Origin of the sequence: Actinoplanes teichomyceticus ATCC 31121 (assembly GCF_003711105.1) — a bacterium.
Lineage (GTDB): Bacteria > Actinomycetota > Actinomycetes > Mycobacteriales > Micromonosporaceae > Actinoplanes > Actinoplanes teichomyceticus.
On sequence record NZ_CP023865.1, the window covers coordinates 4,230,721 to 4,256,347 of the forward strand.

Annotated in this window: 25 protein-coding genes and 5 pseudogenes; 17 read left to right on the plus strand and 13 right to left on the minus strand. The window is 70.3% G+C overall.

The window, feature by feature from the left end:
- Positions 1–408: 408 nt before the first annotated feature.
- From ACTEI_RS18635 to ACTEI_RS18645, 3 genes are all read right to left on the minus strand, one after another.
- Positions 409–786: a VOC family protein gene (locus ACTEI_RS18635; RefSeq protein ID WP_122978824.1), complete on the minus strand. Its 378-nt coding sequence runs from the start codon at positions 784–786 to the stop codon at positions 409–411.
- A 9-nt stretch (positions 787–795) separates the two neighbouring features.
- Complete coding sequence (locus ACTEI_RS18640; protein ID WP_122978825.1) at positions 796–1,353, minus strand: hypothetical protein; 558 nt, start codon at positions 1,351–1,353, stop codon at positions 796–798.
- Between the two features lie 838 nt (positions 1,354–2,191).
- Positions 2,192–3,232 carry an FAD-dependent monooxygenase gene (locus tag ACTEI_RS18645; protein WP_122978826.1) on the minus strand — a complete coding sequence of 347 codons (1,041 nt, stop codon included), beginning with the start codon at positions 3,230–3,232 and terminating at the stop codon, positions 2,192–2,194.
- A gap of 83 nt (positions 3,233–3,315) precedes the next feature.
- Between ACTEI_RS18645 and ACTEI_RS18650 the strand changes: the two genes are divergently transcribed.
- Entirely contained in the window at positions 3,316–3,807 is a 492-nt protein-coding gene (locus tag ACTEI_RS18650; RefSeq protein ID WP_122978827.1) for a TetR/AcrR family transcriptional regulator, read from the plus strand.
- A gap of 417 nt (positions 3,808–4,224) precedes the next feature.
- Positions 4,225–4,514, plus strand: a pseudogene (locus tag ACTEI_RS37820) (sugar nucleotide-binding protein); the annotation flags it as partial.
- 139 nt (positions 4,515–4,653) lie between these two features.
- On the opposite strand, the gene ACTEI_RS18665 reads toward ACTEI_RS37820, so the two are convergent.
- Both ACTEI_RS18665 and ACTEI_RS37100 read right to left on the minus strand, forming a co-directional pair.
- Positions 4,654–5,097, minus strand: a complete 444-nt coding sequence (locus ACTEI_RS18665; protein ID WP_145831030.1) for a PDDEXK family nuclease — start codon at positions 5,095–5,097, stop codon at positions 4,654–4,656.
- Positions 5,098–5,474: 377 nt separating this feature from the next.
- A complete protein-coding gene (locus tag ACTEI_RS37100) occupies positions 5,475–5,906 on the minus strand; it encodes a hypothetical protein (RefSeq protein WP_145831029.1) in 432 nt (143 codons plus the stop codon).
- 292 nt (positions 5,907–6,198) lie between these two features.
- On the opposite strand from ACTEI_RS37100, the pseudogene ACTEI_RS18680 reads away from it, so the two are divergent.
- The 5 genes and pseudogenes from ACTEI_RS18680 to ACTEI_RS39375 form a co-directional block, all read left to right on the plus strand.
- Positions 6,199–6,710: pseudogene (locus ACTEI_RS18680) on the plus strand (IS701 family transposase); the annotation flags it as partial.
- A 224-nt stretch (positions 6,711–6,934) separates the two neighbouring features.
- Positions 6,935–8,053, plus strand: a complete 1,119-nt coding sequence (locus ACTEI_RS18685) for a Mu transposase C-terminal domain-containing protein (RefSeq protein WP_145831028.1) — start codon at positions 6,935–6,937, stop codon at positions 8,051–8,053.
- A 1,137-nt stretch (positions 8,054–9,190) separates the two neighbouring features.
- On the plus strand, positions 9,191–11,911 hold the full coding sequence (locus ACTEI_RS18690; protein WP_122978834.1) for an ATP-binding protein: 2,721 nt from the start codon (positions 9,191–9,193) through the stop codon (positions 11,909–11,911).
- 40 nt (positions 11,912–11,951) lie between these two features.
- Positions 11,952–12,185: a hypothetical protein gene (locus ACTEI_RS37105; protein WP_145831027.1), complete on the plus strand. Its 234-nt coding sequence runs from the start codon at positions 11,952–11,954 to the stop codon at positions 12,183–12,185.
- A gap of 1,700 nt (positions 12,186–13,885) precedes the next feature.
- Positions 13,886–14,149 carry a site-specific integrase gene (locus ACTEI_RS39375; protein ID WP_164466010.1) on the plus strand — a complete coding sequence of 88 codons (264 nt, stop codon included), beginning with the start codon at positions 13,886–13,888 and terminating at the stop codon, positions 14,147–14,149.
- A 172-nt stretch (positions 14,150–14,321) separates the two neighbouring features.
- On the opposite strand, the gene ACTEI_RS18700 is transcribed toward ACTEI_RS39375, so the two are convergent.
- Both ACTEI_RS18700 and ACTEI_RS18705 read right to left on the minus strand, forming a co-directional pair.
- Positions 14,322–14,885 (minus strand): hypothetical protein, encoded by a 564-nt coding sequence (locus ACTEI_RS18700; protein WP_145831026.1) that lies wholly within the window; start codon positions 14,883–14,885, stop codon positions 14,322–14,324.
- A gap of 122 nt (positions 14,886–15,007) precedes the next feature.
- Positions 15,008–15,451 (minus strand): hypothetical protein, encoded by a 444-nt coding sequence (locus ACTEI_RS18705; RefSeq protein WP_122978837.1) that lies wholly within the window; start codon positions 15,449–15,451, stop codon positions 15,008–15,010.
- On the opposite strand from ACTEI_RS18705, the pseudogene ACTEI_RS39380 reads away from it, so the two are divergent.
- Together ACTEI_RS39380 and ACTEI_RS38425 are read left to right on the plus strand one after the other, a co-directional pair.
- Positions 15,450–15,590: pseudogene (locus ACTEI_RS39380) on the plus strand (hypothetical protein); the annotation flags it as partial. The gene ACTEI_RS18705 and the pseudogene ACTEI_RS39380 sit on opposite strands and share 2 nt — an antisense overlap.
- A 313-nt stretch (positions 15,591–15,903) precedes the next feature.
- Complete coding sequence (locus ACTEI_RS38425) at positions 15,904–16,167, plus strand: hypothetical protein (RefSeq protein WP_239082421.1); 264 nt, start codon at positions 15,904–15,906, stop codon at positions 16,165–16,167.
- 45 nt (positions 16,168–16,212) lie between these two features.
- Here the strand turns inward: ACTEI_RS38425 and ACTEI_RS37115 are convergent, their stop codons facing one another.
- Positions 16,213–16,350 (minus strand): hypothetical protein, encoded by a 138-nt coding sequence (locus ACTEI_RS37115; RefSeq protein ID WP_164466011.1) that lies wholly within the window; start codon positions 16,348–16,350, stop codon positions 16,213–16,215.
- Positions 16,351–16,386: 36 nt separating this feature from the next.
- Positions 16,387–17,997: a methyl-accepting chemotaxis protein gene (locus ACTEI_RS18715; protein WP_239082420.1), complete on the minus strand. Its 1,611-nt coding sequence runs from the start codon at positions 17,995–17,997 to the stop codon at positions 16,387–16,389.
- A gap of 121 nt (positions 17,998–18,118) precedes the next feature.
- Here ACTEI_RS18715 and ACTEI_RS39005 point away from each other — a divergent pair, with 121 nt between their 5' ends.
- From ACTEI_RS39005 to ACTEI_RS39190, 7 genes and pseudogenes are all read left to right on the plus strand, one after another.
- Positions 18,119–18,250 carry a hypothetical protein gene (locus ACTEI_RS39005; protein WP_262384764.1) on the plus strand — a complete coding sequence of 44 codons (132 nt, stop codon included), beginning with the start codon at positions 18,119–18,121 and terminating at the stop codon, positions 18,248–18,250.
- Between the two features lie 80 nt (positions 18,251–18,330).
- Entirely contained in the window at positions 18,331–18,456 is a 126-nt protein-coding gene (locus tag ACTEI_RS18720; protein WP_187645953.1) for a DUF1259 domain-containing protein, read from the plus strand.
- A 262-nt stretch (positions 18,457–18,718) separates the two neighbouring features.
- Positions 18,719–18,982: a hypothetical protein gene (locus ACTEI_RS18725; protein WP_122978839.1), complete on the plus strand. Its 264-nt coding sequence runs from the start codon at positions 18,719–18,721 to the stop codon at positions 18,980–18,982.
- Positions 18,979–19,476, plus strand: a complete 498-nt coding sequence (locus tag ACTEI_RS18730; RefSeq protein WP_122978840.1) for a Chromate resistance protein ChrB — start codon at positions 18,979–18,981, stop codon at positions 19,474–19,476. The genes ACTEI_RS18725 and ACTEI_RS18730 overlap by 4 nt, the downstream gene beginning before the upstream one ends.
- On the plus strand, positions 19,473–19,904 hold the full coding sequence (locus ACTEI_RS18735) for a chromate resistance protein ChrB domain-containing protein (RefSeq protein ID WP_122978841.1): 432 nt from the start codon (positions 19,473–19,475) through the stop codon (positions 19,902–19,904). The genes ACTEI_RS18730 and ACTEI_RS18735 overlap by 4 nt, the downstream gene beginning before the upstream one ends.
- A gap of 13 nt (positions 19,905–19,917) precedes the next feature.
- A complete protein-coding gene (gene chrA, locus ACTEI_RS18740; protein ID WP_122978842.1) occupies positions 19,918–21,345 on the plus strand; it encodes a chromate efflux transporter in 1,428 nt (475 codons plus the stop codon).
- A 65-nt stretch (positions 21,346–21,410) separates the two neighbouring features.
- Positions 21,411–22,126, plus strand: a pseudogene (locus ACTEI_RS39190) (DUF4158 domain-containing protein); the annotation flags it as partial.
- Positions 22,127–22,191: 65 nt separating this feature from the next.
- On the opposite strand, the gene ACTEI_RS37120 reads toward ACTEI_RS39190, so the two are convergent.
- Entirely contained in the window at positions 22,192–22,938 is a 747-nt protein-coding gene (locus ACTEI_RS37120; RefSeq protein ID WP_164465789.1) for a hypothetical protein, read from the minus strand.
- A 477-nt stretch (positions 22,939–23,415) separates the two neighbouring features.
- Here ACTEI_RS37120 and ACTEI_RS18755 point away from each other — a divergent pair.
- Positions 23,416–23,559: pseudogene (locus ACTEI_RS18755) on the plus strand (IS701 family transposase); the annotation flags it as partial.
- A gap of 142 nt (positions 23,560–23,701) precedes the next feature.
- Here the strand turns inward: ACTEI_RS18755 and ACTEI_RS37125 are convergent.
- The 3 genes from ACTEI_RS37125 to ACTEI_RS18770 all read right to left on the minus strand — a co-directional run bounded on the left by ACTEI_RS37125 (position 23,702) and on the right by ACTEI_RS18770 (position 25,561).
- Positions 23,702–24,097 carry a transposase gene (locus ACTEI_RS37125; RefSeq protein ID WP_164466012.1) on the minus strand — a complete coding sequence of 132 codons (396 nt, stop codon included), beginning with the start codon at positions 24,095–24,097 and terminating at the stop codon, positions 23,702–23,704.
- Positions 24,094–24,534: a transposase family protein gene (locus tag ACTEI_RS18765; RefSeq protein WP_164466013.1), complete on the minus strand. Its 441-nt coding sequence runs from the start codon at positions 24,532–24,534 to the stop codon at positions 24,094–24,096. The genes ACTEI_RS37125 and ACTEI_RS18765 overlap by 4 nt, the downstream gene beginning before the upstream one ends.
- Before the next feature lie 151 nt (positions 24,535–24,685).
- Positions 24,686–25,561: a helix-turn-helix transcriptional regulator gene (locus ACTEI_RS18770; RefSeq protein WP_122978845.1), complete on the minus strand. Its 876-nt coding sequence runs from the start codon at positions 25,559–25,561 to the stop codon at positions 24,686–24,688.
- Positions 25,562–25,627: the final 66 nt, after the last annotated feature.

Consider the following 25,627-nt stretch of genomic DNA (forward strand, 5'->3'; position numbering starts at 1 on the left):
CGGCCTCTCCGGCGTACCGGAGCCTCGCCGCCCCGGGTGCGTGCGGCCTCTCCGGCGTACCGGGACCTCGCCGCCTTGGGTGGGATCTGCGGTGACCCGGCTCGCGCAGCAGCCGGGTCACCGGCGCCTGCCGGTACAACGCGGCAGCGAATGCGCCGGTAGGCACGACGCGGGCCGCCTCGCCGAGCCTTGGCGGCCCGGCCGCGAACCGCCGGCGCCTCCGCAGCGGTTCGCGGCTCGCCCGGGAGTCGTGTCTCCTGCCGTCGGGGCCGGCTCCCGGTCTCTTGCGGCGTTCCGGCCCGCACGAGACTTCCGCCGCTCTCCGGCCTGTGGCCGGCGCACGGCGACGCTGCCGGAAAGCGGTTACGCGGTCGAAGCCGCGGGGTCACGGAGAGCAGCGGGGCGGGTTCAGGGCACCGGAGCGGCGAGCGCGACCGGATTGTCGTCCGGGTCGCAGACGTACGCGATGCGTTCGCCCCACGGCATGTCGGCCGCCTCTCGCAGCACCGCCGACCGGTCACGGAGCCGGGTGACCGTCTCGTCGACATCCTCCACGTAGACGAACATCTCGAAGCGCGGACCGGTGCCGAGCGGGCGAGCGTACTGGTCGGAGGGCCAGGCGCCGTCGACGACACCGATCCGGGCGTCGCCGCGGCGCAGCACGACATAGCCGGGTTCGCCCTCGGCCGGCGACCGGAAGTGTGTCTCGAAGCCGAGGTCCTCGTAGAAGGAGACCGTGGCCGCCACCTGGGTGGCGAACACGATCGGAAAGGCGCCCAGTGCCATGGGGGGAGCCTATCCCCGGCGGACGTCCCGCAGGGCGACCGCCACGGTCACGAACAGCGCGACACCGGAGCCGACCCCCGCGATCAGCCCGATCGTCGCGGCGGAGGCGTTCAGCGCGTACGCCACGAAACCCGCCACCCCGAGCGCCGTCATCACCGCCCCCAGCCGGTGGAAGAGCGGCATCCGCCAGGCCCACGCCAGGGCGTTGAAGTGCAATCCCACCACCACGGCGACCCAGCCGACCGCCGCTTCGGGTGCGTGCAGCACCCGGGTGATCACGTTCAGGCCGGCGAACAGGACGATCACCTCGGCCGCGACCACGTACCAGTACCGCCGGTCGCCGAAGCCGGCCCCGGTCTGCCGTGTCGCCACTCCCGATCGTGTGACACGTAGCAGCCAGGCGGCGAGCCCGACCGCGACGAGCACCCCGGCCACCCGGATCGACACCGGCCACGGCTCGGGCAGCTCACCGCTGTTGACCACCACGAACACCGTCCCGAACGCCAGTGCGATCATCGAGCCGATCGCCAGACCGGCGGGGCGTTCGTCCTTGCGCGTCTCCGTCATCCGGTCATCATCCCGTCCAAAGGCGAGGCGTCGTCGTGTGCTGTCCCGAGAGGACCGCCACCGCGGGTGATGGCGTGTCACCGCATGACCTCACCGGGCCACGTGGCGCGAAGGGCGACGACACCGCAGCAGCCCCGTCCGCCTCCGCCGGCGACCGGTTCCGCTCGCCGTGATCCGACATGGCGTTGTCCGGCGTCCCGCATCCGCTGCCCGTGCTGGACCGCATGGGGCGCGGCGCAGGAGTACCCGCAGAATCGCACCGCCTTTCCGATCCACCCCCGACGCGCCCGTCATCACGTCATCGTCGTCCGCTCGCGCCGCGACGCCCGACAGGGGAACGCGGCCCGACACCGCCGCAGCCGCAGCCGCAGCCGCAGCCTCAGCCTCAGCCTCAGCCTCAGCCGCAAGATCATCCAGGGCGATCTCACTCGGCGGTCCTTCGTCTCGTCGGGCGATCCGCCGCGAGGCCGATCAGCCGCCGGGTTGATCCGCCAGGCTCGAAAGGTCGCCGCCGGGCTCGAAAGGTCCGGCGCCCGGGCCGAAGCTTCGTCGCCGGGTCAAAGGTCTGCCGCCAGGTCAAAGGTCCGCCGCCGGACCGAGGGTCCGCCGCCAGGCTCGAAGGTCCGCCGCCACGGGCGGCTTCCGGGGCACCGCCAGGCCGAAGGCCTGCCACCAGGCTCGAAGGTCCGCTACTAGGGAACGGCCTCCGGGGGCACCGCCAGGCCGAAGGCCTGCCACCACGCTCGAAAGTCCGCCACCACGGAACGGCCTCCGGGGCACCGCCGGACCGAAGGTCCGCCGCCATGGGCACGGCCTCCCCGGCGCACAGCGGTGGCGATCAGCCGCCGAAGGAGGAGACCGCTTCCCGGCCCAGGGTCTGGTTCGCGGTGACATAGGGACGCATCTCCTTCTCATACCGGTCGAAGGCGGCCGTGTGGTCGCCGTCCGCCTCCGCCAGGCAGCGAGCCAGGGTGGACGCGCCGATCAGGGCCTGAGAGGTGCCCATGCCGCTGGTCGGGGCCGCGCAATAGCCGGCATCACCGAGCAGGACGACCCGGCCGGTGGACCACGAGTCGAGGTGCACCTGGCAGGCGGAGGCGAAGTAGAAGTCGTCGGCCGCGGTCATCTCGGACAGCAGGCGCCGCGTCGCGGGCCAGGGGTGATCGGCGAAGGCCGCGCGCACGGCGGCCTCCTGGACAGCGCGATCCCGGCGGTCCAGCTCGGCCGACGAGGTGGCGAAGGACAGGCTTACGGTCATCCGTGCCGGGTCGCCTGCGCAGAGCGCGAAGATCGCTCGGCCGGCGCCCGGCTGCAGCAGGCCCCGCCGGTCCAGCCCGAAGTGGTTGTCGGTGGTGAAACCGGCCCCGGACATGCCCAGGTGCTCCAGTGGGTCGACACCTGGGAAGGCGATGCGGCGGACCGCGGAGCGGACGCCGTCGGCGCCGACCACGAGGTCGAAGTCGCGGGTGGGGGCGTGCTCGAACGAGGCGGTCACGCGGCCGTCGTGCTGGACGAGCGCCGTGATGGTGTCGCCGAAGAGGAACTCGGCGTCGGTCACGCGATGCAGGATGCGGGTCAGGGCCCGCTTCGGCACCTCCAGATCGCCGCCGAACGCCGACGCGGGCAGCTCGCCGGTCACCGAGCCGTCCTCGGCGAGCAGGGTCGTGCCGGCCATCCGGGTCCGATGTGAGCGGACCTCGTCGAGGATCTCCATCTCGGCGAGCACGTCGAGTGCGGCGCCGCGGAAGTCGACGGCATAGCCGGCGTCACGGAGCTCGGGGGCACGCTCCACCACGGTGACCCGGTGCCCGTCGCGTCGCAGGAACCAGGCCAGGGCGGGGCCGGCGACGCTCGCGCCGGAGATCAGAACGGTTGTCATGCGTCCAACCTAGCCCGCTCTTATCCAAGCGGTCAATCCAGGTGGATAAACCGTTCGGTTAAGTTTCGGGTATGCTTGAGCGCGTGGGAAACCGTGACGCCCTGCTGGCCGGGGCCAAGCAATGCCTGACCGAGCGAGGCTGGGCGCGCACGACCGTGCGGGACATCGCGTTCGCGGCCGGCGTCAACCACGCCGCGATCGGTTACCACTTCGGTTCGCGGGAATCGCTGCTCGTCCAGGCCCTGGTGGACGCGGTCGAGGAGCTCACCGACACGGTGGCGGCGCGGGCCGGTGACGGCTCACCCGAGGAGCGCTGGCAGGCGTTGATCGACACGTTCAGCACCCACCGCCCGCTCTGGATCGCGCAGCTGGAGGCGGCCGTGCAGGCCGAGCACTCCCCCGCGTTGCGCGAGCATCTGGCGGCCGCCCAGCGGCAGGGCCGGGAGGGGCTGGGCGGTTCCGTGCCGCTCGCCCTGCTCACCGGCCTGATGCTGCAGTGGCTGGTGGACCCGGAGGCGGCCCCGTCCGGAGCGGAGGTGGTCAGCGAGTTGCGCGCGCACGCGGCCGAGTCCTGAGTCGGGAGGCGACACCGACGGCGCTCCCACCGTCCGGGCCACAGCCCGTCCAGCCCACAGCCGCCCGCCACCTTCCGGCGCACCGCCCGGGCCGCAAGCTGTCCGGCGCACCGCCCGGGCCGCAGCCCACCGTCCGGGCCACCGTGCCAGGCTCGCGATCATGACGGACGCGATGAGACTGCTGGTGGTGGGAGGCAGCGGCCTCCTGGGCCGGAGGTCGTGCACCAGGCGCGGCAGGCGGGACACCGGGTGACATCGACCTTCCACAACCGGCCGACCGGCCCGGACAGGGGGCGACTGGACCGGCGACCGCTGGGCCGACGACCGCTGGACGAGCGACCGCGGGACCGACGACGGCTGGACGAGCGACCGCGGGACGAGCGACCGCGGGACGAGCGACCGCGGGACGAGCGACCGCCGAACCAGCGGCGGCTTGACATCCGGGACCGGCCGCGGTCGCCGAGCTCGCGGCGAGCGTAAGACCCGAGGTGATCATCAATGCCGCGTACCGGCAGGCGGACTGGGCGACCACCGCGGACGGTGGCATGCATGTCGCCGCGGCGGCTGCGGCCGTGCGGGTCCGGCTGGTGCACGTGTCCAGCGACGCGATCTTCTCCGGGCAGGCCGAGCGCTACGACGAGACGGCCACGCCGGATCCGATCACACCGTACGGGGCGGCCAAGGGGGCGGCCGAGGTGGCGGTGCGCGCTGGTCCCGGACACGGCCATCGTCCGTGCGGTAAGCGGCACTGACGGCCGGGTCTGGAACCAGTTGACCCTCGGGACATGCCGTCACCATGTCGTGCCTCAACTTCTTGGTTTCCCGTTCACGGCCGGGCTTCTCGAATCAGCTTGGGTCCCACGGGATCCCGCCGCCGAACGACATCAGCTTTCGTCTAGCGGCGGACGTGAAGAAGGCCATCCTCCACAAGGCGTGTCCTGCAAAACCGCCGAAAGCGCCATGAACATGGGCGCCACCAGGAGGTGGCACGGGGCCCAGGAGGAGGATGCGAGGGAGGATCCCCTCCTCTGTACCAGGCAACTCGACGCCCGCCCGGCAGACCGTGGCGAGGCCCTCCAGCGAGAGTTGCCCCTTGACCTCAACCCACACCTCCTGAGCGGGTAGCCAAAAATCTGGCAGATAGCGGGTGCCAGTTGAGAACGTGAAGCCTTGGGGCTCGTACTCCCACCGGATGTTGAAGTGGTCGAAGAACACCGCCCAACGAGCCTCCAACCGGGAACGGAAGCGGCAGCCGGCATATCGCATCTCAATAGGTTCGATATCGCTCATCCGACCCATGTTCCCCAGGCACATGGCTCCTGGGAAGAGTCCCGCTACTGCGGACGTCAGACTGTTGCACTTTCTTAGAAGTGGAACCACCGAACCGGCTGATCACGAGTGGCGAAACTCTTCCCACATTCGCTCGTCCACCCTTGGGGCGTGCGTTAACTCCAGCTGAACCACGACGCTACAGTACAGCGCGGGCGGTAACGGCTTTGCTCCCTCGAAGGAAGCGAGCAGAGTGACTCTACGCTAAATTGAAGAATTGGGTGGACGGCTTTCAGCCATCCACCCAATTCTTCAATAATTTCGCGAACAGCGCGTTCGTCGGATCGGGCCCCCTATTGCGGTTCACGCTGCCGCATGCGAGGCGAGCCCTATCTCAGTTACGAAGGGAAGTTCATCGCCGGCGAGTTGATCTGCGTGCCGTCGATGTTGACCCAGAAGTTCCTGGGGTAGCCGAAGCTGCTGAGAGCGACTGTCTTGGTGGGCTGGTTCCCGCACCCGGTGCTCGTGACCGAAGGCCCGTGGGTATACAGGTGAAAGCCGGTGTTGTCGCACTTGTTGTCGTAGACCGACAGGATCATGTTGCTGCCGCTCTTCTTGACTCGGCCGGAGCCAATGTCAGAGCCGCTGCAGGTCTTGTTGTTGTACACCCAGATGGTGTTGTACCCCGGGTTGGTGCTCTGCCTGAATGAGTACGAGCCGTTCGCGGTGCAACTCGCGGCGGACGCCGGCGAGGCAGCAGCAACCCCGACTATCCCAGTTGCGGAAATTGTTGCGAGTGCAGCCAGGGCCATACGACCGGCACGCTTCATGGATCCTCCGTGTTTAGGAGCTCAAGCATTGTTTAAGAGCTGAGCAGATGAACGGCGGTGAGCTTAAACGAAACAGTTCGAGGGTGTCTACGGCTATGGAAAAAGTCACTTGTCAAAGCTACAATCAACTGCAAACCGCTCAAGGAGCAACGGTGGTGCCAAACCTGCCTCATACTCCAGCAGGAGATCCGTTTTAGGGCTCGGTGAGGGCTTGTCGGTCGTAGTGGCTGGGGATCCGGTCCACCCGGGCCCGGTCCACCGAGCCCCGGTCCGGGGGGATCTAAAGAACTAGGACGAGGCCTACGGCCAGTCGAAATCGTTGCGGTGTGGCTCGAAAGCCACGATCAGTCGTATGTGGTGGCGACCCGCCGCAACGACGACATGATCACCACCAGCATGGGCACCGCCCGCGCCGACGACCTGATCGCCGCGCTGCCCGGCCGGGCCTGGTCGCGTATCTGCGCCGGTCCGGGCGCTCATGGCCCTCGCGAATACGACTGGGCCCGGGTGCCGGTCCGGATCTGTTGGCGGCCGGGGCGCGGGCACTGGCTGCTGGCCCGCCGCAACCGCACCACCGGCGAGCTGGCCTACTACGTCTGCTACGGCCCCCGCAGAACCCGGCTGATGGACCTGGCCCGCATCGCCGGCTCCCGCTGGGCCGTCGAAGAATGCTTCCAGCAGGCCAAAGGCCAGGCCGGACTCGACGAGTACCAGGTCCGGGACTGGCGGGCCTGGCACGCCCACATCACCTTGTCCATGGCCGCTCTCGCCTGGCTCGTCGTCGCCAAAACGACGACTCCAAAAAGCGGAACCCACGGCAGCGACGGCATGATGATCGGCTACACGGTACCCGAGATCAGACGCCTCATCGCCGCACTACTGGTCCGCCGCCACCAGGCCAAACACGTCTGGTGGTGGTCACGCTGGCGACGACGACGCCAAGCCCGCCTCAGCCACTACAAACGCCGCGGCCACGCACTCTGCTGACTGCCGTTGCAGTACTGACCCGACCGGCGACCGGCCGCAACGTGGTGTGGGAGCTGGACCACAAGCAGCTGCCGGTGCTGGTGCTGCCGCCGCGCGGGCCGGCGGTGTGCCCGTGGCTGACCAGCATCATCGACGACGGCACGAGGGCGCTGGTCGGCTGGGCGATCGCGCTGACCCCACACACCGGCACGGTGCTCACCGCGTTACGCATGGCCTTGGTCGTCGACGAGCAGCGCGGCCCGTTCGGTGCGGTCCCGGCGATGGTGCGCCTCGACCGCGGGCTCGAGTTCGCCGCACAAGCGGTCAAGGACGCTCTGGCGGCGCTGTGCGTGGACACGCACCGGCTGCCCGGGTTCACCCCGCATCGCAAGGGCAAGATCGAGCGGGTTCATCAGAGCATGGAGCAGACCCTGCTGGTGGGGCTGCCCGGCTACACCAAAGGCCCCCGCGACGCTGGCGGCCGGTTGCACGGGCCGCTGGCGGACACCGGCCGGGACAAGGCTGCCGCCGAGACCGCCACGCTTGCGCCGACGAGGATCGAGCGATTCGTCGCTCAGCGCTTCGCGCCCTGGGTGGCCTGGTACAACACCGAACGCCCGGACAGCATGCTCGCCGCGCGGACCCCGGCGCAGGCGTGGGCCGACGACGCGACCGCGGTGCACCGCATCGAGGTCGGCTCGTTGCGGCACCTGCTGCTGGCCGGGGTCGAACGCACGATCAACAAGGACGGCATCAGGTTCAAGGAGCTGGCCTACGTCGCGCCCGAGTTGCAGGGCCGGCGCGGGCAGAGCGTGCACGTGCGGTTCATGCCGCACGACGACCGGTTCATCGAGGTCTACCGCGACGGCGAGCACCTGTGCACCGCCTACCCGCAGGGCCAGCTGTCGGCCGAGCAGACCGAGGCGTTCCGGACCCATGCCCGCGCGGAGGCCAAGCGGCTCGGCACGGCCCGCCGCCGCGCGTCGGCGCGGACCCGCGCCGAGCTGGCCCCGCTGACCGGCGACGAGATCGGCGCCGCCGAATCGCGGCTGATCCCGGCCGCCGGCGCCCGGGACCTGATCGGCCGGGCCAGCGACGAGCTGCTGCGCCGCCGCGCCCGGACGAATCTGCTCGGCCTGATCGACCCCACAGCCCCGAGGGAGACCCGCGGCTGGTCGTGATCGACGAGGCGCAGGCGCCTATGCCCGACGGCGGGCACGGATCAGCTCACCGGGTGCACGTTCTTGTCACGCCGCCGTACGGAAACGACAGGTACCTCGCGCCGTAGATCCATCCCCAGTCGGTGTAGTACCAGACGTTGCCGTACGTGTTGGTGTACTGGCACATCACTGACACCCAGGCGTCATCGACGTCGTAGCTTTCGCAGGAGCCGTAAGGTCCGCTGTGGGAGATGGCATGCCCCCCTGTGTGGGCGTGCTGATTATGACCCCACTGCGTCGGCGTCCAACAGTCGGCTGCGGCTGCGAGAGGTGCGGTTCTGGGACCCTCGGTGGTGGGTGAGGCGTTGGCCGGTGTCGCACCTGATGCGACGCCGAACGCGATGGTGGCGATTACCGCGAGTACAGCCATCACGTTACGGATCCTCATGAGATTCCTCGCTCTTCTCTTCTGGTTGACTTTGACGCGCCCGCACGAGAGCCCCTCAACAGCGCAGCTCGCATGCCGTAGAAGCGGTTCGTTCCTTAGCGCGCGCCATCGATGTTGCTGAAGATTCCTGGGCTGCCGCAAGGACTACCAGCTGTCCCGGACAGCCGGTACCTGTCGGAGCTGTTCACGGCTTTGTCCGTCACCTGTCCCGGACAAGGTGAGACTTTGGACGGGCCTGGTCACCGGCCAGGCGCATCAACGACCGGCCCACCATAAGAACGGCACCAACCCCGCGGAACTGGTTAAACGACACGCTAACCGACCGTCTCGCGGCAACGTCGCGGGCCGGGATTACAGCGACGGTCCGTGGTCGATATGCGACTCGGGGTGGTTCCGGTGGTAGTCGTAGTCGTACCCGGGTGAGGAGTGCCGCAGCCGCCGGCGCCGGGCTGCGGCTGGCCGAGCCGGGCGATCCGCTGGGCGGTCTGCTCGACGGTGCTGTTGAGCGCCAGGTTGATGCATCAACCTGGCACATCGGCCGAGGTCGCAGGTGGAGGCAACCCGTTCCCGGCCGAGCGGGGCGGCCTTCGTGTACGGCTGCCGGCGAGGGCTGTTGGACAGTGTCTCGCTGTGCCGCTGTGGCAGGACAGGTGAAATGACTTGATAAGGTCGAAACTGATCGATGTCCTGCTTTTCGGAGGTGACGGTTGATGTCTGTGACATCGCAGCCGCCACGGCCGGACGGTTTGCGAACCGTCGCTGAGTTCGTCGCCGCGTTGAAGCGGCTGCGAGCCTGGTCCGGGATGACGTTGCGGCAGTTGGAGGCGCGTGCGGGCGCTGCGGGGCATGTCCTGCCGCGTAGTACTGCGGCCGCGATGCTGAGTCGTGTGACGTTGCCCCGGCGGGAACTGGTGGTCGCTTTCGTCGGTGCCTGCGGATTGGGCGAGAGCTCGGTGGTGGAGTGGCTCGCGGCTCGTGACGCTCTGGTTGCCGGCGCCGACGGCACGAGAGGACCTGATGGCACGCCGGGGATGCCTACCCTCTTCGGGCCGGATCTTGAGGGTGCTGCGGTGCCCGCCGAACCGGCGGAGGGCCGTCCGGATCCGGCGGTACCCGCGTATCGCCGGCCCGTCCCGGCGATGCTGCCCCCGGCCGTCGCGGACTTCACCGGTCGCGACACCGAGGCGCAGGCTGTGCTGAGCCGGCTGACGGCCGGTGCGGGCCGGCCGCATGCCGGGCCGGCGCTGGTCGCCATCTCGGGGATGGGAGGAGTTGGCAAGAGTGCTCTCGCCGTGCACGTGGCGCACCGGGCGGCGTCGGCGTTTCCGGATGGGCAGCTCTGGGTCAACCTGCGTGGCGCGGACACGTCGGCGCTGCCGGCAGCGGAGGTGCTGGCGCGGTTTTTGCGGGCGTTCGGCGTACCGGATCGGGTGATCTCGGCGGATCCCGCCGAACGGGTCGCGCAGTACCGGTCTTCACTGGCCGGGCGCAGGGTTCTGGTCGTACTGGACAACGCCGCGTCGGCCGAGCAGATCCGTCCCCTGTTGCCGGGCGCCGCGTCCTGCGCGGTGCTGGTGACGAGCCGGAACCGGTTGACCGACCTGGAGGGGGCGTACCGGCTCGACTTGGGCGTGTTCCGCGGCGCAGACGGGATCCGGCTGCTCGGTCACATCGCCGCCGACGGGCGTGTGGAGGCACAGCCGAGCACTGCGGCCGAGATCGTACGGCTCTGCGGTGACCTGCCACTGGCGATCCGGATCGCCGGAGCCCGGGTGGCGGCACGCCCCGGGCTGGGCCTGAGGCATCTTGCCGCCGCGCTCGGCGACGAACACCGCCGCCTGGACCGGCTCACCATGGGAGATCTGGCCGTACGGACGTCGCTCGCGCTCAGTTACCGGGCGCTTGACGCCGGGGCCCGGCGGCTGTTCCGGCTGCTGGGCCTGTTCACCGCGTCCGACTTCCCGGACTGGCTTCCCGCCGTCGTCCTGGAGAGTTCTCCGGACGAGGTCGAAGCACACGTCGACGCGCTGGTCGACGCTCAGCTGCTCATGGTCACTGATGACAGAGCGACGGCCGGGTGCCGGTACCGCTTCCACGACCTGGTCCGGGTCTTCGCGGCGGAGCGCGCGGAGGCCGAGGAATCACTCGGCGACCGGGACCGGGCGCTGCGGCGAGGGCTGGGCGGTTGGCTGGCGGTGGCCGATCGGATGGCGGCCGGCATTCCCGGCCCCTGTTACGCCCGGATCAGTGGTCCCGCGCTCCGGCCACCGATTCCCGGCTGGACCGGCCGGGGCGTCGACCCGGAGGAGTGGTTCGATGCCGAACTCGCGGCGCTGCTGTCCGCGGTGCGCCAGGCGTGCCGGCTCAAGCTTGACGACCTGGCCTTCGACCTCGCGGGATGCCTGGAGAAGTACTTCGATCTGCGGGGCATGTACGCGGACTGGGCCGCCCTGAACACCGAGGTGATGGCGGTCTGCCACAGCAGCGGCAACCTGCTCGGTGAAGCCGTCATGCTCCGCGGTCTCATCGACGTCTGGACCTGGATCGACCAGGACCGCAACGAGTCCGCGATGGCCCGCCAGCACGCCGACGCGTCACGGCTGCTGGAGATGTTCACCGCGCTGGGACACCTGCCCGGCAGCTCCGACGCATCGGTCATGTGCGCATGGTCGCTGACGGCCGCAGGCGCCCATGCGCAGGCCGTCAGCATGGCCGAAGAGGCTTTGAGACTCGCGCGGAAATCCGGACATGTCGGCGGCGAGGCCCGCGCCTACCTGGCCCTCGCCGTCGCGACCTTCGATCAAGGACAGTTCGACATCGCGATCGCCCATATCACTGCGGCACTCGAACGGGCGCACGTAATGGGTAACGCCAGATGGGAGGCGACCGTACTGCAGTTCGCCGGAATCGGCCTGCGAGAGATGGGCGACCTCACCACCAGCCAGGAGATGCTGGACCGATCCTTGGCCATCTCCCGCCGCTACCGAGACACCTACACCGAGGTGCTCACCCTGCTCGCGCTGGCACGCCTGCACATGCGCCGCGGCGACCCGGCGGCACGCAGCACCGCCGAACAGGCACTGGCCCTCAGCCGGGAATACCGGATGGGCCACCACCTCGCCGAGGCACTACAGATACTCGGCGAGATCGAACTTGCTGCCGGAAACAACGATGACGCCATCACCCTGCTCGAAGAATCCGTGCAGCGGTGGCGCCGACGCGGCTGGCACTCCTTGCAGGCCGCAGCCCTGGTCAGCCTCGGACACGCCTATACAGGCGTGGACCCGGCCGCCGCACGACGAGCGTTCACCGAGGCCGAGGCACTCTCAGGCTCGGTCCACATCCGCGAAGAAGGCAAGCAACAGGAACGTCACGTGCCCCATGCCGTCACCGGTGGTGCCGGTGCGGATCGTGCCCTCTACCCGGAATAACGCTGCTGCTGTCATCTCCGTTGCTCCCACGCTCGTCGACATGCTGATCGTGGTGACGGCGGACCCGGGACACGCGGCCCTTCTGACTGACGGTCTTCACGCCCGCCGCCACCTGACCGAGGTAGTCACGGCGCGAGCAACCCTGCCTGCGGTATCCGGCACCAGCCGTTATCAGCAGCGTTCGCCGGCTCCTCCGTACTGCAAGTTTTTGTCCCAGACCCAGCCGAGGCTGCGTCCCTCCTCGCTGCGTACCCAGGTCCAGGTGTTGCCGTAGCCATTGGTGACGTAGCAGTCATAGAGGACGAAAGTCTCCTGGGCGATGGTTCCGACCTCGGTGCACTGGCCGTACGGTCCGGTCCGGGCCGGCGCGGTAACCAACGCCTCACCCGCCCCGGCGTTCCTGTTGAAGTGGGGCCATTAGGCGTTGCCGCATGTCACCTCGACCGCCGCCAAGCCTGCGCCTGTCGGCATCGCGGCGTCACCGGGCGCTGCCGACGCGGCCTGCGCCTCGGCCGCCAGCAGAGCCAGCATCACGACTACGGCGGGTGCCGCCCCTGTCAGCACATGACGAATACGCACGAACCGCTCTCCTCCCGTTCGGGGATAACGTGGAGCCGAATGCCACACGGAAGGTCGTCGCAGCTCGCAACACCGTCGTGGGCGTCTCCGCTTGCCAATCAAAGGCTGCAGTGTCATCCATCGATGTTTCTAGGCTTCCCCCCTGTCCCGGACAGACTCGGACATCGAAGCGCCTGGCGCCAGCCCGACAGGGAACATGAGGGGCGGCACGAAGATGGGTGAGTGGCCACGCCCACGAACTACGCACCGCCACCGGCACCCAGCACGCGAGCACCGTCACCCGGCACACCGCCGAAACCGCCTAGCGCGCCCTGCTGCTGTCCAACGCCATCGGCGAGGCCCGTGGCTGTGAGGCGTCTCGTGAGCCGACTTGTGAGGCGTCATCGGAGAGGCCCCCCGTGAACCCGCGAGGGCGCAGCCGGCGCACCCCATGAGTGAGCCCCCGGCCCATGAGTCCCCCGACGTCCGGTACGGCCGCGCGGCGCGGGCCCCGCCCTTGTGCGGGCGGCACGGCACCCGGCCCGCGCGTTCGGCTCGCCCGGCGAGGAAGCCGCGGGCCGCTGTTTCATAGGGTGGTCGCTCGTGAAACGCGACGAGCGCTCACGATGAAGTGATGACCGAGACGAGTTCGCGCCGAGTGAAGCTGTCTGCCGCTCAGCGCAGGCGCCGCCAGGCGCAGGGTGCTGCGGATCGTGCTCGCGACGGAGGCGCCGTCGCGGCGCCGTTGCTGTCGGACGAGGAGCTGCGATGGCGCCAGTCGCAGAGCGATGCCGCACGGTCCAGGCATGATCGGTGGGCGGGCCTACCGGAGGAGGAACGTCGGTCCCGGCAGTCGCAGAGTGACATCACCCGGCCGGTCCTGGCCCGCTGGCCGTGACCGCCGCCGTACCGCGGCCACGAGCAGACCGGCCGTGACCGCCGCGGTGTGGCCGGGTGCGTGGCTGCCGATATCGTCGCCCTCCACCCCGGTGCGGACGCCGCTGCCGCGGCGCTCGCCACGGCCGAGCGGGACCGGGACCGGTCGACGCTGTCGCCGCATACCAAGCGGGCGTACTGCCGGCACCTGCACGCCTACCTGGCGTGGCTGGCCGGGCAGGCCGGCGCCCATCCGGACGCGTTCACCGGCGCGATCGGGGCCGAGGCCGCCGTCACCGCCCGGCGTCGGCACCTGCTGGCCCAGCGGCGCGCGGCTTCCACCGTCAACCAGGCGCTGGCCCCCGTCACCCTGCTCTACGAACACGGCGCCGGCATGCGGCTGAAGGTCGACCGGCCGCGCGTGCCGCGGCCGATGCGCCGGACCCCCTGGACCGCGCGCAGCAGGGCAAGGTCGAACGCGGCGCCCGTCGCCGCGGCGCCCGCGACGCCCGCGACGCCCGCGACGCGGCGATCGTCGCGGTGCTGTTCTACTGCGGCGCCCGTGTCGAGGAGTGCGCCCGCCTCGACACCGGTGACCGGGTCGTCACGGAGCGCACCGGCACGCTGCGGCTGCACGGCAAGGGCGATGAGCTCCGCACGGTGCCGGTCCCGCAGGAGGCGCGCAAGGCGCTGCGGGCCTGGCCCGACGACCGCGGACGCGAACCCGGGCCGCACCGCCGCCCGCCGCACATCGAACACAAACCGCGATGGGGACACCGGCTGAGCCGTCACGCAACGTGGTGAGGGGGAGCTCATGGAAGCGGAACTCGCGACAGTTGAATAAGCGGTCTCACTAGTATCTCGGGCCTACACCTGCAGCGGCGTACCGAAAAAATTGGTCTCCGGCCCGACCGGCCGGACGACCTTTCCGGGGTGCGCTCGCGTCTGGCGGACTCCGCCGGACCGCGCCGTGGCCTCACCCAGCGGCGTAGACCTCGAACGTGATACCGAACCGCTCGCCGAATGCGTGCAGAGCGGCCGGTTCACCGAAGACGTACCGCCCGGGCAGGGGCTCACCGTCGATGTCGATCAAAGCCCACCGCTTCGGTACGGCCGGTGCAGTAAACGCGTCCATGTTCTCGAAGAAGGGCATCTGGTCGAGGTAGTCGCCGCCGCGGTGCTCGACCGTCCACTCGACCAGCTCGCCGTTGAGACTGAACCGCAGCACGTCGTAACCCTTCGCAGACTCGATGAGTTCGACGTCGGCGACCGTGACCAGGCCGTCGGTGCACGCGGTCAGTTCCTCGAACGTCCCCTCGTAGCCGGAGACCAGGTCGTCGACATCGTCACTGTGCACCTCGAAGCCGACCTGCAGGTCGATCAGCACACCGACCGCCACCTCGGCCTCGGTGTCACCGCCGCCGTACTCCGACAGCGGATGATCCGACCAGTCCGACAGGACCGCGGCCTTCTCGGCGCTCACCAGCCGCAGCGTGATCGCGCTCTCGACGACATCGCGCACGGTAGGTTCGGTGGCCACGGCACCTCCGGGATCGGGCCGGCAAGACGCTCACCGCACCCTACAACCGCAGACCGTACGCGGCTGTCCCGCCGAACGACGCATCCTGCGGGTCGACGCCCTCACCGGATGGCGCCGGCGGGTCAGGCCCATCCGTAGGAATAGACGCCGCCGTTCGCTTCGGTGGCTGTCCGGCACAGGCGGTGCAGGTCGGTGGCGAAGGTGCGGAGGCGGTCCGGGTTCCGCTCGGCGAAGTGCGGGAACTGCGCCCAGGCCGGGACCAGGCTGTGCAGGTGCTCGATGTCGGTGTCTGCGATGGCCCGGACCAGGATCGGCGGCACCCGGAGAATGACTCTCCGCTCGTCCGTGGTGGCGTCGATGCGATGCTCCCAGTCTTCGAGGTCGACGTCGGTGCCGCCACCCAGGATGAGATCGGCGTAGTAGCCGAGATCCTGGGAGAACCCCACCCCGTCGACCAGCTCGGAGAGCAGGCCGGCGTCCGCCGACGACTGACCCGGACTCCCGGGCCGGTCCAGGACCGCAATGGCGGCCGCGTCGGAACGGGCGGCGAAGTAGCTGTAGTTCATGCCGCACAAGGTAGCGGTCGCCGCGTGCCGCTCGGTGGTGCGGGCGTTGGGCTTGTTCCTCGCCGATCCGCTGGACGTGCCGACGGAGGCGGTCGAGCACGTGGCCGGTCGGGTCGGAGCAGTTGATCCGTCGGTGGCGAAGGAGCATCTGGGGCGGGGGAAGACCCGGTTCGAGCACCAGCGGAAGATCGTCCGGCTAGGAAACGACCTCACGGAAATATCCGCACTGGCAGGTGGCCAGGAGAGTGGTCGTCCGTGGGCCGGCGTCGTCTTCGGATCACCCGCGAGGGGGAAGCGCTCAAGCAATTCGGGGCGCCGCGACGTACGGCCATGCACGCTCGCCCATTCCCAGACTTCGCGACGGCTGTGGCAAGCACGAAGGACTCACCGGCGCCGCTGGCCGTCGGTGACCGTGCTCGCTGGCGTCGGGGCGCCGGCGCTCCCGGGGCCGGGTGTCGGCGCTGGCGCACCAGATCGCCGGGCTGCTGGCCGTCGGCTGGACCGAGGCCGAGATTCGGGCCGCCTTGGCCACCGCCGTCGACGCGCCGGGCGCCGCGGACGCCGGCGCCCAGGAACGCCGGTGGCGGGACGCGCCCGGCACGAGCGCCACGAACGGCAGCGGGCCGCCGGCGAACCGCAGACGCGGTAAGCCGGGCGGCCCCGAGACGGCGGAAGGGCCGGCCCCGCTGTCCCGGGGGTCGGCCCTTCCGCCGTGATTACCGCGAATGCGACTTCGGCGCCGGGCGGCATCCATGATCGGGCTACCGTAGTTCGCCGAGCAGCGCCTCCAGGCCGACCTGCAGCTCGCTCTTGGCCAGTGGCGCCCCGATGGTCCACGCCTTCAGCTCGTCTGGCGTCGGAACCGGTGGTGGGGTCTGGGCCTTGTGGGGCACCAGCATTTCTCGTCTGTTAGTCGGTTGGTGGGCCGGGGCGGGTCAGTGACGGAATTGGTTGACGAGCTGCGTCAGGTCGTTGGAGAGCCGGGTCAGGTCGGCGGCGGCGTGCCGGGTGGCGTCGGCGCCGGTGGCGGTGGCGGTGGCGACTTCGGCGACACCGGAGACGGTGCGGGCAACGTCGCCGCTGGTGGTAGCGGTGGTGGCCACTGAACGGCTCATCTCCGCGGTGGTCGCGGTCTGTTCCTCGACCGCGGAGGCGATCGTGGTGGTGTAGTCGCTGATCTGCTGGATCACTTCGGTGATCTCCCCGATCGCTGCGGCGGCGGTACCGCTGGAGGTCTGGATCGCACCGATCCGGGCGGTGATCTCCTCGGTGGCTTTCGCGGTCTGCTGCGCCAGCTCCTTGACCTCCCCGGCGACCACGGCGAAGCCTTTGCCGAGCTCCCCGGCGCGGGCGGCTTCGATGGTCGCGTTCAGCGCCAGCAGGTTGGTCTGCTCGGCGATGTTGGTGATCAGGCGGACCACGTCGCCGATCTCGGCGCTGGCCGTCCCGAGCTGGGCGACCTGCGCGGTGGTGCGCTGGGCGACGGTCATGGCCTGCTGCGCGACCTGCGCGGCCTGGCTGGCGTTGCTGGCGATCTCGCTGATCGAGGCACTCATCTGCTCCGCGCCGGCGGCGATGCCCTGCACGCCGGCGTTGACCTCCTCGGAGCCGCGCGAGGCGACACCGGCCCTGGTGGCGGCGTCCGCTGCCCCGGCCTGCAGCTGGGAACTGACTGCGGACAACTCCTCCGACGCGCCGGCCAACGTGACCGCCGATCCCCCGATCGTGGTCACTGTCTGGCACAAGTTCGTCACCGCGGTGTCCAGAGCCCGGCCCATCTGCCCCGGCTCGTCGCGGCTGGTGAGTCCGGTGGTGCCGGTCAGGTCCCCGGCAGCGAGCCCTTTCAGCACGGTGACGATGCGCGCGATGGGCCTGGTGATCGATCGGGTCACCAGCAGCGACAACACCAAGGCCAGCAGCAGACAGGCGATACCGGCGACGATCAGCAACTTCTGCGACCGGCCGCTGTCGGCATGCGTGGCGTCAGCTACCTGTTGTTGCGCCTGCAGCGCATCAGCCGACAGCTTCCCCACCGCGTCGGCGACCTTGCCGAACCACTCCAGTGACTCGCCGGACGCCAGTTCACCGCCGGCCCGCAGGCTCGCTGGCGTACCGGTCCGGTATAGCTCAACAATCTTCTGGTCCAGTTGCATGAAGCGCTCGTATGCCGCTACCGCGTCGCCGACCATGCCACGTTGATCGTCAGAGATCGGCTGTGTGTTCAGGTCGGTGAGCAATTGGTGCAATCGGGCCGCTGAGGCGAGGAACTGCTCCCGCTGCCCGACGTCGTCACTAGCGGCATGAGTTACTCCCCGCAGCGTGTCGAACAGGTAGCCGGTCTGCCAGCCGGCCATGTCCGCCGCCTGGAACTTCGCCTCACTCGCCAGTGTCGCGACCGCAGCCGTGTCATGCATGCGGGCAGCGCCGTCACGGCCCGTGGTGATGCCATCGAGCCCGACACCCATCGCGACCACCATCAACACCGCGACCGCCCCGAAGGCCACACCAAGCCGGGCACCAAGCCGAAGATCGCTCAACGTTCGCATCCACCCACACCTCGAAGACGGTCGATCAGCACGGCAGAACGCACGCGCATGACACCCCTTCATCGACACGTCCGTCGAGGACCTGAACGGCGCGAGATGTCACCGCGCAGCTTCCACGGTTGTGGAACAGATCGGCTGGCACGCCATCAACATGGCCACGGTCGGCGTCTGGAACCGGCGCAAGGGGTACAGGGACGAGGAGTTCCTGTTCTGGGACGACCGGGACTTCCACCGCCAGATCGGACTCGGCTGAGGCACCTGGTCTGGTACTCAGGCTTCGCCGACGCGTTCACCGCGCTGTCCGGCGGGTCCACCCGGCTCGACGACCTGCTCGTGACGATCGCCGCGACGCTGACCGCGCACGCGGTGTTCTACCTGCACTTCTGGGCCCACGCCGACGCGCAGGCCCTCGCCCGGACGCTGCGCACCGCGATCGATGCCACCCGCACGGCCGCCTGAACCCGCGGATCTCGCCACCCCGTGGCCGGCTGGCGCTCGCGACCTGCCGGCCACGCGGTCCCACGTAGCGAGCACGTGCTGGCATCCCGCACACCTTCCGTTACTGTAACCGTGGTTACAGAGGAGGTTGGAGGGCTGGTGGAGGTCGATGGCCATGACGCAGCGGGCGCACGGTGGTGTTCGTCTGCCCGCACGGTGCGGGCAAGAGCCGGATCGCGGCGGCCTGGTGCAACGGGCTGGCGCTGCCCCGACCTCGGCCGGGGTGGAAGCGCAGCAGCAGGTCAGCGTGCACGCCGCGCGGCTGCTGCACGGCACGCCGATGCGGCCGTTGCTGGACGAGGCGATGCCCCGGCCGATGTCGGCGGTCCCGGACGCGGACCTCGTGGTCGCCATCGACGGCACTGACGTGTTCCCCGCCGACCACCGGTGGCAACTGAAGCAGCAGCAGTTCCACGACCAGTTGTGCGCGGAGATCCGTGACCGGGTGCAGGAGCTCGCCGCGACCCTCCCCGGCCAGCCGTCATGACCGGGTCGCCCGGACAGTGGGTGCTGCTGTCCTATCGGATCCCGCGCGAGCCGTCCGCGCCGCGGATTGCGGTGTGGCGCAAGCTGGAACGCCTCGGCGTCGCCCGCCTCGGCGACGGCCTGGTCGCGCTTCCGTCCGACGCCCGCACCCGGGAGTCGCTGGACTGGATCGCCGACGAGATCCTCCAGGCCGGCGGCTCCGCCATGGTGTGGCTGGCCGCCCCAGCCAGCTTCGCGCAGGAACGCGCCGTCGCCGAGACGATGCGTGCCGCCCGCGCCGCCGAATACGCCACCGTGCTGACCGAGGCGCACGCCGCCGCCGGCCTAGCCGACACCGAACGGATCCGTGTCGTGCGCCGGCTGCGTTCCGAGCTGCGCCGCATCGACCGCCGCGACTTCTTCCCGCCACTCGAACGCGACGCCGCCCGCGCCGCGGTGCAGGCCCTGACCGGCGACGAACCGTCGACCGCCGTCCTGATCGAGGAGGACGCATGAAGTGGGCCACCCGCGCCGGCGTGCACATCGACCGGGCCGCGTGCGCCTGGCTGATCCGCCGCCACCTCGACCCCGACGCGGTGTTCACGTTCGTGACCGACCCGACCGCGGTGCCCGCCGACGCGACCCCGTTCGACATGCGCGGCGTCGAGCTGGGCCACCACGGCGACGACTGCAGCTTCGAAACGATCGTGCGCCGCTACGAACTGACCGACCCGGTGCTGTGGAAACTCGCCGAGATCGTGCACGAAGCCGACCTCGACGACGAACGCTACGACGCCCCCGAAGCCCCCGGCCTGGACGTCATCCTGCGCGGCCTGTCCATGATCTGCGACGACGAGCAGGTCCTCGCCCTCACCGGCCCGATCTTCGACGGGCTCTACGAATACCACCGCCGCGCCCTGCTGCTCAACCACCCGCCCGCCTGACCGGAGAAAGCCGATGACCAGCATCGACCCGCCCACCACACCCGCCGATCCCACGTCGGCACCGACCGCGCCGGGCGGCGCACCGGCGCGCGACGTGGTGCCGATGCGCGACGCGATCCGGGCCTGGTTCCTGATCTCGCTGCAAACCTTCGGCGGCCCGGCCGGGCAGATCGCCGTGATGCAACGCCACCTCGTCGACGAACGCCGCTGGATCGGCCAGAAACGGTTCCTGCACGCGCTCAACTACTGCATGCTGCTGCCCGGCCCGGAGGCGCAGCAGCTGGCCATCTACGTCGGATGGCTGCTCAACGGCCTACCCGGCGGCCTGGCCGCCGGCACCCTGTTCGTGCTGCCCGGCATGATCGCGCTACTCGCCCTGTCCGCGATCTACGTCGGCTTCGGCGACACCACCGTCGTGACGGCCCTGTTCGCCGGCCTCGCCCCGGCCGTGGTCGCGATCGTCGCGCAAGCCGTCTGGCGTGTCGGCAGCCGGGCCCTGACCAACCCGATCCTGGTCGGCTTCGCCGTGACCGCGTTCGGTGCGCTGGCAGTGTTCGGGCTGCCGTTCCCGATCATCGTCGCCGCGGCCGGGATCACCGGCTGGGCGCTGCACCGCTGGCGGCCCACCCTCGTCGAGGCCGGCGCCGCCCACGGCAACGGGAAAGACGGGCCGCCGCCGCTGATCTCCGACGACGCCCTGCACCACGACCAGCCGTCGGCGCGGCGCATGATCACCGTCCTCACCATCGGCCTCGCCGCCTGGTTCGTCCCGATCGCCGCCGTCGCCGTGCTCACCGGCACCGGCAGCGTCTACACCCAGCAGGGACTGTTCTTCTCCGGCACCGCCGTGGTCACCTTCGGCGGCGCCTACGCCGTACTCGCCTTCGTCGCCCAACGCGCGGTGGAGCACTACGGCTGGCTGTCGGCCGGCGACATGGTCCGCGGCCTCGCCCTCGCCGAAACCACCCCCGGCCCGCTGATCATGGTCGTCCAGTTCGTCGCCTTCCTCGGCGGCTACCACCACCCCGGCACCCTCGACCCGTGGACCGCCGGGATCATCGCCTCCCTGCTCACCACCTGGGTCACGTTCGTGCCCTGCTTCCTGTTCATCCTGCTCGGCGCCCCCTACGTCGAACGGTTGCGCGGCAACCACGCGCTATCCGCCGCGCTGACCGGTATCACCGCCGCCGTGGTGGGCGTCATCGCCAACCTTGGCCTCTACTTCGCCGTGCACACCCTCTTCACCGACGTGCACGAGGTGACCGGCGGGCCGCTGCACCTGCAACTGCCCGATCTCGCCACGATCCGCCCGGTGCCGATGGCTATCGCCGTGGTCGCCGCCGTGCTGATTTTCCGGCTGAAATGGTCGGTCCTGCGGGTCCTCGGCATCAGCGCCGGCCTCGGCCTCGCCGCCGGGCTGGCAGGCCTGCCCGGCATCTGACGCCGGGCCAGGCGCCGCCACCACCGCGTCCCGGTCGGCATACAGGCCGGCTCGCCGCCCGTACGGCGCGGGAGCAGACGCGTACGGATCATCTGCGGGAGGTGGCCGCGTACGCCGGGTGGCGCACGATGAGCGCGGCGGGGTGGAAGGAATGTGGACGAGTTCCCGTTCGCGCGGGCGAGTGGAGCACGATTCGCCGAGGGTGTTGTTCCGATTGGGCTGCGAGTATCTGATCTCGGCTCGGGTGGTCCGGCCGGGAGTGATCTACCTGTTGGAGCATGTGGCCACGGCCCGGGCGCGGGCGCGGGAGGAGACGTGGTCCCGGGTGGCGCACCTGCTGACTGATCAGCGGCGCGACGAGTTGGACCTGCTGTTGGTGCCGGATGCGTTTCTGGGGCGTACGCCGCTGGCGTGGTCGGGAATCGGGCCGACGTCGTCGAGCCCGGCCGCGGTGAAGGCGGAGTTGGAGCAGCTGGCCTATCTGCGCCGGTTGGACGAGCACACGCTGGATCTGTCGATGTTGCCGGCGGAACGGCGCCGGTTCCTGGCCGGTGTGGGGCGCCGGTTGACGCCGCAGGCGTTGCAGCGGCGGGAGCCGGAACGCCGGTATCCGATCTTGCTGACGGTGTTGGCGCAGTCCGCGGTCGACGTGCTGGACGAGACGCTGCTGCTGTTCGATCAGGCGGTCTCGGGGCGGGAGTCGGCGGCCAAGCAGAAACCGACCGAGGCTCTGGCCGAGCGGGCCCGGGGCGGGGAGAACCGGCAGCAGCTGCTCGACGAGGCATGGCCGAGGCCTCCGCCGCCACGGTGGCCGCCGCGAGCCGCCTCCGCGACGTGGCGGTCCGCTCAGCACCCGCCGCCGATGGCGCCGCTGTTCGCCGACGCGGAACCGCCGGAGAACCACGACGAGGTGCCACCCTTGCCGGGGGGTAGGTCCACCCAATGGCGCTCATGTTGCACCACGGCCGGCGTGCCGTCCAGCATGGTGGTGAACCGCGCGGCCAGCTGCGCCGCGACCGGCGCCGGGGCACGGCCGTCCGCCGTGTCGAGGTCGCTGACCCGCCTGTCGTGGCTGATGTACGGCGCGGCCCAGCTCCGCCCGCCGGGACCGGTCAAGGTCACCGTGACGCCGTACGGCAAGGCATCCTCCCATTCGGGCGAACCCTCGCCGGCAGGCTCCGAGAGACCGGTCACCTCGGACGGACCGGCCACCTCAGGAAGGTTCGCACCAGCGGGCCGGACACGGCGTTCCGTGATGGTCACCGCGCGCAGCTCACCGATCGGCCGCCAGGTGCGGCGGAACGGGCGGACCAGCCGGATCCGGGTCGGCTCGGGCGACCGGTCGACGTCGACGCGCAGCAGAGCGTCGTGGCGGGGCAGCTGGCGGAGAGTGAGAACAGCCGCCACGAAGACGGCGATCAGGACCGGCGCGGCGAAGGCGACCGGCGTCACGCCGGCGGTGTGGACGAGCAGCATCGTCGCCCCGAACAGGACGCCGCCCAGGAAGCCGCCGACGAAAACGCCGCGAAGGACGCTGCCGGCCAGGGCGACGGCCATGTCCCACGCCGACCCGCCCTCCGATATGAGGAGCACCGATGTAGTAGCGCTTCGTGTACTGCCCGGCACCATGCGCCGATGATAAAGAAGAGACGCCAGTAACGACAGATGGCGGCACCGGGCCGCCAACTGTCGATCGCTGCGGATCCGGTCAGCGACGGGTCGGCGGTGAGGAACCGCTCCGATGCCCGCAGCGGTTCCGAGTCCGCTACACGTCAAGGCGACACCAGCGTCACGGCGATCGCCAAGCTGCTCGGCGTCAGCCCCGGCACCCTCTACAACCACATCCCTGATCTGCGTGAACTCCGCGCCGCTGGCCGAGCCCGGACCCGCCCCATCGGCCGTCACCCCTAGATCAACTGCTTAGCGTTGTTTCGCTGGAAACTACGGGCGGCCCATGAAGGCAGCCACCATCGATCATGGGCAGTTGTGTGGACTGACCACGACGCAGCGGTGGCTGCCGGATACAGGGTAGACGCCGGACGATGGCGGGTGCTGTTCGACGACCTGCTCCTGACTGTCGGTGAGCGTTTCCGCAGGCCAGAGCCGCGTCGGCGGGTCCGTGACTTCGTTCGGGGCCTGCTGGCGCCGCTGCCGCGTAAGAACTGCTGGACGATCGCCGAGCACGCCGGCGACGAGACTCCGGACGGGATGCGGTTGACCTGGCCTTCGACGGCGCCGGAGCGGTAGGGCACAGGGTGAGTCCGGCGGTGACCGCGGCGTGGTCACGGCCCACACCGGCGTAGGCTGCCGCGCCAGCCGCGGGTTTGCAGTTCGGCGTGCAACATGGCGGCGTCGGTCAGTCCTTCGGCGCGGCGCTGGTGGATGTAGCCGGCGTAGTCGTCCAGCACGCTGGACCGGTGGGTCGCCGGGGCGAGCAGGTCATCGAGGTTCGCTGCCGCGTACCGCTGCAATTGGCCCCCAGGTGGTAGCGGTCGGCGACCTGGACCGCCTCCGGTGCGCCGGTGCGCGCGCCGTCGGCGTAGGCGCCGCCCCGGTCGCGGCAGATGACCTGGACGCCGGGGTGTTCTCGCAGCCACCCGGCGAAGGTCTCGGCGGTACGCCCGGCGAGCACATCGATCGGGCGGTGGGTGTCCATGTCGATCAGGATCGTGGCGTAGACGTGCCCGCGCCGCAGCGCGACGTCATCGACGCCCAGCACCCGCGGACCCGCCTTCACCTCAGCCGCCGTCATCGCAGCAGCCGCAACAACGTCGAACGGCTCTCCCCGATCGCCGAGCGGGCCGCCAGCCGGGCACCTGGACGGCCGGCCAAGGCAACCGCGATGGTCTGCCACTGCCGGCGCAGCGCCACGCTCGCCCGGGCATAGCGCGCCGTCAGGCCCGGCACCTGTTCGGCGAAGGTGCGCAGTGCGCACTCCGGTGCCACGCACACGAACCGCCGTACCCGCAGGTGGATGGTCACCCGGCGGCCACCGACCGGTAGTTCCGCCAGCCGGCGCTGGTAGCGGGCGTGCACCCGCCGCGATGTAGTACCGCATCCCGGGCACGTCGCCGAGGCCGCAGTCGCGCGCGCTCGTACGTGGATGCCCTGTTCGCTGTCGCTGACCCTCTCCACCCGCACCGCAGCCCGCCAAGGGAACACCACATCGGCCAACGTCGTACCGATCACCCGAAGATCATGAGCGAACGTCACACCGAGTCACGAGTCCACCAAAAGTGGGCCAGAGCCCATCAACCTGTCGCTCAACATGGATAGGCGGTCTCACCAGGACGGACGGCCCCGTCGGCGTCGGCGTGGCGTACACCTGCGGGGGTGCCGCCTACTGGACCCAGGACTTCGGCCGCGACTGAGCGTTGCCGCCCAAGCGCTGGGTCCCGATCACCGACAGCAGGCGCAACGCCTCCGCCGACGGCGTTCCCGGTGCCGCCGTGTAGATGACGACGCGTTGGTCGCGGTCGCTCAGGTCGAGCACGTCGCAGTCGACGGTGACGGGGCCGACGAGCGGATGCCGGAACGTCTTGCGCAGCGTCGGCTCGGATCGGATGTCGTGCGCCGCCCACAGTTCGCGGAACTGCTCGCTGCCGGCGAGCAGGTCGGCCACGAGGGCGCGCACCTCGGGATCGTCGGGGTAGCGCGCGGCCGTGGCCCGCAGCCGGTTCGCCGCGGTGCGGGCGAAGGCGTCCGCGTCCGACACGCCGTAGAGGCGCTTCTGAGGCTCCTGCGGGCCGAGGAACACGCGGCGTACGAGGTTGCGGTCGCGCCGGGGCAGGGCGGAGAAGTCCTCCATGAGCGCGGCGGCGAGGTCGTTCCAGGCGAGCACCTCGTAACTGGCGGACGTCACCGTGGCCGCGGCCAGCGGGAGCCGGGCGATCAGGTCGAGGATGCTCTGCCGTACCTCGCGCGACGGGCCGGGCGGCGGCACCGGCGCGCCCGCGAGGTGGTGCAGGTGGTCCCGCTCCGCGTCGGACAGGCGCAGGGCCCGGGCCAGGCCGCCGAGCACCTCACGCGACGGGCGCGACGCGCGGCCCTGTTCGAGCCGCGTGTAGTACTCGGTCGAGATGTACGCGAGCTGGGCCACCTCCTCGCGGCGCAGGCCCGGCGTGCGGCGGCGAAGCCCGGCGGGTAGTCCCACCTCGGCCGGGTCGATGCGCTCCCGCCGGGTGCGCAGGAAATCGGCGAGCTCTCGTCGGTTCACGGTCTCATGGTCCCCGGTGCGGGACGGGTCAGCCAGGTACGGCCGGGGCCTGGATAGCCGCCGGTG

Bases quoted from the DNA above. Each gene is read 5' to 3' on its own strand.
- ACTEI_RS18635 (WP_122978824.1), bottom strand. From the start codon at position 786: ATGGCACTGGGCGCCTTTCCGATCGTGTTCGCCACCCAGGTGGCGGCC.
- ACTEI_RS37105 (WP_145831027.1), top strand. From the start codon at position 11,952: ATGCTGATCGTGGTGACGGCGGACCCGGGACACGCGGCCCTTCTGACT.
- chrA (WP_122978842.1), top strand. From the start codon at position 19,918: ATGACCAGCATCGACCCGCCCACCACACCCGCCGATCCCACGTCGGCA.
- ACTEI_RS18640 (WP_122978825.1), bottom strand. From the start codon at position 1,353: ATGACGGAGACGCGCAAGGACGAACGCCCCGCCGGTCTGGCGATCGGC.
- ACTEI_RS37115 (WP_164466011.1), bottom strand. From the start codon at position 16,350: ATGCTGGTGCCCCACAAGGCCCAGACCCCACCACCGGTTCCGACGCCA.
- ACTEI_RS37125 (WP_164466012.1), bottom strand. From the start codon at position 24,097: ATGACGGCGGCTGAGGTGAAGGCGGGTCCGCGGGTGCTGGGCGTCGAT.
- ACTEI_RS18715 (WP_239082420.1), bottom strand. From the start codon at position 17,997: ATGCGAACGTTGAGCGATCTTCGGCTTGGTGCCCGGCTTGGTGTGGCC.
- ACTEI_RS37100 (WP_145831029.1), bottom strand. From the start codon at position 5,906: ATGAAGCGTGCCGGTCGTATGGCCCTGGCTGCACTCGCAACAATTTCC.
- ACTEI_RS18690 (WP_122978834.1), top strand. From the start codon at position 9,191: ATGTCTGTGACATCGCAGCCGCCACGGCCGGACGGTTTGCGAACCGTC.
- ACTEI_RS18665 (WP_145831030.1), bottom strand. From the start codon at position 5,097: ATGAGCGATATCGAACCTATTGAGATGCGATATGCCGGCTGCCGCTTC.
- ACTEI_RS18645 (WP_122978826.1), bottom strand. From the start codon at position 3,232: ATGACAACCGTTCTGATCTCCGGCGCGAGCGTCGCCGGCCCCGCCCTG.
- ACTEI_RS18735 (WP_122978841.1), top strand. From the start codon at position 19,473: ATGAAGTGGGCCACCCGCGCCGGCGTGCACATCGACCGGGCCGCGTGC.
- ACTEI_RS18730 (WP_122978840.1), top strand. From the start codon at position 18,979: ATGACCGGGTCGCCCGGACAGTGGGTGCTGCTGTCCTATCGGATCCCG.
- ACTEI_RS18705 (WP_122978837.1), bottom strand. From the start codon at position 15,451: ATGAACTACAGCTACTTCGCCGCCCGTTCCGACGCGGCCGCCATTGCG.